Raw genomic sequence first — 3,558 nt, forward strand, 5'->3', positions numbered from 1 at the left:
CTCCTCGGGCGCCGAACGTTCGGCTCGCGCTGCGGCCGTTCTGGCCCCGTTGCGTTCGACGCCCTGCGGGGAGCGCCCCGGCACGTCCCCTCCCGGCAGGTCCGCTCCTCCGCCGCCGTTCGACGCCCTGCGGGGAGCGTCCCGGCAACGAGTCCGGGCTGTCCGCCTGCGGCTCAGACCAGGCGGACCGTCTTTTCCGGGCGTACTCCTACCGAGGCCAGCCAGGTGCGGAGAGGGGCCGCGTCGCCGTCCTCCACGAGGGTCAGGACCCGGGCGGCGAGGTCCTGGCGGCGCTCGCCGTCCACCAGGAGCGCGGGGCCGTCGAGCCAGTCCAGGCCCGGGACGGCACCCGCCGTGTCCACCGCGGCGCAGCAGACCATGGCGGTGACGTGGTCGGCCAGGAGGTCGCGGCCCGTCCTCGGCGGGACGAGGGGGAAGAGCGGGACGGGGTCCGTGCTCCAGGGGTCGCCTTCGCCCACCAGAGGGGCGGGCGGTGGAGCGGCGGCCTCCTCGCGGGCCACCTCCGCCCCGATGGCGGCGGCGAGGGTCTCGGACGGCGGGTCGTCGCCGTCGGCCGACAGGTGGTCCATCACCCGGGTGAGCGTGGCGGCCGTGGCGCGGCGTACGCCCATGGTGTCCAGGACCCGGTGCAGGCGGGCGGCGTCCGCGCGCCACTTCCGGTCCACGACCTCTTCCGGGTACTGCTGCCAGTCCACCGGCGACCAGTCCGGGCCCGGCTCGGCGGGGCCGCCGTGGAACAGCCGGGCGGCGAGGAGCGAGGCCGCCTCGTCGACGGAGCCGGGCTCCTCCAGGAGGTCGCACGCCGGCCGTTCGCCCAGGCGGGAGGCGAAGCCTTCGGCCAGGCGGTCGCGGCGGGAGAGCTCGGTGAGCGCGGAGACCACACCGGCGTCCAGGCGGGAGGGCCAGCGGCCCATGCGCCAGGCGGGCAGCGCCACGCGGGTCAGGAGGCGGTCCCAGCCGGCGTACGCCAGGCCCACTTGCTCCTGGGCGACGATGCGCAGGCCGTAGTCGACGGTCTGGGCGCGCTCGGACGCCGCCGTGGCGACGCCCCGCTCCATTTCGGCGGCGTGCACCCGGCAGCCGCGCAGGAGGAGTTTCGAGATCCAGCCGACGAAGCCCAGCGCCAGGCGGCGCAGCGGATCGCGGTGCGGGACGGCCGCCTCGGCCACCGCGGCGTCCAGGCCGCGTACGAAACGGCGGGCGGCGGCTATGTCGGGATGCGCGGAGGGGCCCGTACCGGCGACGACCGGGGCCAGCACCGCGCGCAGCTCGGCCACCCGCATCCACCACAGGAACGGCGACCCGATGACCAGCACGGGCGCTGCCGCGACCCGGCGGCGCGCGGGGCCGGCGCCCGGTATGGACGCCGGGTGCGTGCGGTCCTCCAGCCAGCTGTCGCAGTCCGGCGTCAGCGCTATCGCGGACGGCGCGGGCACTTCCAGACGGTCCGCCAGGTCGCGCACGAGCCGGTAGAGATCCGGCGCCGAACGCTCCGCGATCTCGACCGTCGGGGTCGTCGCGGGTCTGGCCCGCACGATCACCGCCCCCACGGCGACCGCCACCAGCAGGACCACGGCCGCGACAACGGTCGTCACCCAGCGCGCGGCGTCCCAGCCTCCGCCGACCGCGTGGCCCGTCGCGCCGCCCGCCAGCAGGACGACGGCGACCGCCGCGGGCAGCAGGGCGACGGCCAGCGCCGTGCTGCGCACGCGCAGCACAGCGAGAGCCCTGGAACGCGCGGACTGCGCGCCCTTCTCCACACCCGTACCGGTACCGGACACGGCCGGACGTCACCCCCTTCGTCCTGCGACGGCTTTGCTCACTCCCCCACTGTGGCACCCGCCACTGACATCGCAATGTCGGTGGGCCAAGTGCCGGAACGCTTGCGCCGCACCCTAGTTGGGGGTGGGGCGGTCGTCAGCCGGATGGGCCAGCGGTCACTCGATGGAATGGCTTTGGGGAAAGCTGCTGACGTCATCCGGCGGTGGGCGGGGCCAATACCGGGTGTCGGGACGGGGTGTGGTCAGGCTCCGGACGCCGCCTTCGCGGCGATGTCCGTGCGGTGCTGCGAGCCGTCGAGCCGGATGCGGGAGACGGCCGCGTAGGCGCGCTCACGGGCCTCGGTCAGGTCGTGGCCCGTCGCCGTCACGGACAGCACCCGGCCACCCGCGCTCACGACCGCGTCGCCTTCGCGCCGGGTCCCGGCGTGCAGGACGTACGCCTGGGGCTCGTCCTGGGCCGCGACCTCGTCGAGACCCTCGATCGGGTCACCCGTGCGGGGCGTCCCGGGGTAGTTGTGCGAGGCGATGACGACCGTCACGGCCGCGTCGTCGCGCCAGGTCAGCGGCGGCTCGACGTCGAGCGTGCCGTTGGCGGAGTGCAGGAGCACGCTCGCCAGCGGGGTCTTGAGGCGGGCCAGCACCACCTGGGTCTCGGGGTCGCCGAAACGGGCGTTGAACTCGATGACGCGGACGCCGCGCGAGGTGATCGCCAGACCCGCGTACAGCAGACCGGAGAACGGCGTGCCGCGGCGGCGCAGCTCGTCGACGGTCGGCTGGAGCACGGTCGCCATGACCTCGTCGACCAGCTTGGGGTCGGCCCACGGGAGCGGGGAGTACGCGCCCATGCCGCCGGTGTTCGGGCCCTCGTCGCCGTCGAGCGCGCGCTTGAAGTCCTGCGCGGGCTGGAGCGGGAGCACGGTCACGCCGTCGGTGATCGCGAAGAGGGAGACCTCGGGGCCGTCGAGGAACTCCTCGATGACGACGCGGTCGCAGGCCAGCGCGTGGTCCCGGGCGGCTTGGAGGTCGTCGGTCACGACGACGCCCTTGCCGGCGGCGAGGCCGTCGTCCTTGACCACGTACGGAGCGCCGAAGGCGTCGAGGGCCGTGTCGATCTCTTCGGGCGTGGTACAGACGTAGCTGCGCGCGGTGGGGACGTTCGCGGCGGCCATCACGTCCTTGGCGAACGCCTTGGAGCCCTCCAGCTGGGCGGCCTCCTTGGACGGGCCGAAGCAGGGGATCCCGGCCGCGCGCACGGCGTCGGCGACGCCCGCGACGAGCGGCGCCTCCGGGCCGATGACGACCAGGCCGGCACCGAGCTCGCCGGCCAGCCGGGCGACGGCCGCGCCGTCGAGGGCGTCGACGGGGTGCAGCTCGGCCACCTCGGCGATGCCGGCGTTGCCGGGGGCGCAGTACAGCGCGGTGACGTCGGGATCGAGGGACAGAGAGCGGCACAGGGCGTGTTCGCGGGCGCCGCCGCCGATGACGAGGACCTTCACGGTGTGCAGCCTAGCCCGCGCGCCGCGCTCCCCCCGCCGGGCTACTCGTTCGTGAACTCCTCGACGACCGTCGCGCCGAGCTCCCGCACGATCAGGTCGTGCCCGGAGAGGGCCGAGTCGACGAGGTCCGGGTCGTCCTCTTCCGGTACGTCGTCCTCGATCGCCATCGGCGGGGGCGGCGCCGGTGCGGGCGCGGGGTCCGGGCTCGCCCGGTACGCACCACCGCCGGAGGTGCCCTGAGCGGGGTCCGGGCGCTGCGG

The 3,558-nt window shown here is 75.3% G+C and carries 2 protein-coding genes and 1 pseudogene; all 3 read right to left on the reverse strand.

Annotated features, from left to right (window positions below; genetic code table 11):
* Positions 1-173: 173 nt before the first annotated feature.
* Entirely contained in the window at positions 174-1,802 is a 1,629-nt protein-coding gene (locus E2E34_RS32585) for a M48 family metalloprotease (RefSeq protein WP_138905444.1), read from the reverse strand.
* Between the two features lie 242 nt (positions 1,803-2,044).
* On the reverse strand, positions 2,045-3,298 hold the full coding sequence (purD, locus tag E2E34_RS32590) for a phosphoribosylamine--glycine ligase (protein ID WP_138905445.1): 1,254 nt from the start codon (positions 3,296-3,298) through the stop codon (positions 2,045-2,047).
* Between the two features lie 41 nt (positions 3,299-3,339).
* Positions 3,340-3,558 (reverse strand): annotated as a pseudogene (locus E2E34_RS32595) (DNA polymerase III subunit gamma and tau); the annotation flags it as partial.

This window comes from Streptomyces albidochromogenes (genome assembly GCF_005981925.1).
Taxonomy (GTDB): domain Bacteria; phylum Actinomycetota; class Actinomycetes; order Streptomycetales; family Streptomycetaceae; genus Streptomyces; species Streptomyces albidochromogenes.